The organism is Bacillus cereus group sp. BfR-BA-01382, assembly GCF_022663475.1.
Lineage (GTDB): Bacteria > Bacillota > Bacilli > Bacillales > Bacillaceae_G > Bacillus_A > Bacillus_A thuringiensis_S.
In genome coordinates this window covers 1-356 of the sequence record NZ_JAKUFQ010000313.1, presented here as the reverse complement: position 1 = coordinate 356, position 356 = coordinate 1, and the positions used below count along the sequence as shown (strand labels likewise).

The following is a 356-nucleotide window of genomic DNA, read 5'->3' as shown; positions in this document are numbered from 1 at the left end:
GGAATATCGGGAAGACAGGATTTGAACCTGCGACCCCCTGGTCCCAAACCAGGTGCTCTACCAAGCTGAGCCACTTCCCGTTAATAAAAGCGCGCCCGAGAGGAGTCGAACCCCTAACCTCTTGATCCGTAGTCAAACGCTCTATCCAATTGAGCTACGGGCGCATATGGTGCCGAGGGCGGGGGTCGAACCCGCACGGTGGTCACCCACCGCAGGATTTTAAGTCCTGTGCGTCTGCCTGTTCCGCCACCCCGGCATGTCATATTGAAAATTGGAGCGGAAGACGGGATTCGAACCCGCGACCCCAACCTTGGCAAGGTTGTATTCTACCACTGAACTACTTCCGCAAGACATGT

The 356-nt window shown here is 55.9% G+C and carries 4 tRNA genes; all 4 read right to left on the bottom strand.

Features of this window, described 5'->3' with window-relative positions:
* Positions 1-6 precede the first annotated feature (6 nt).
* The 4 genes from MR160_RS34125 to MR160_RS34110 all read right to left on the bottom strand — a co-directional run bounded on the left by MR160_RS34125 (position 7) and on the right by MR160_RS34110 (position 347).
* Positions 7-80 (bottom strand) — tRNA-Pro (locus MR160_RS34125).
* A gap of 10 nt (positions 81-90) precedes the next feature.
* Positions 91-164: transfer RNA gene (locus MR160_RS34120), tRNA-Arg, on the bottom strand.
* A 3-nt stretch (positions 165-167) separates the two neighbouring features.
* Positions 168-256 (bottom strand) — tRNA-Leu (locus tag MR160_RS34115).
* Between the two features lie 16 nt (positions 257-272).
* Positions 273-347 (bottom strand) — tRNA-Gly (locus MR160_RS34110).
* Positions 348-356: the final 9 nt, after the last annotated feature.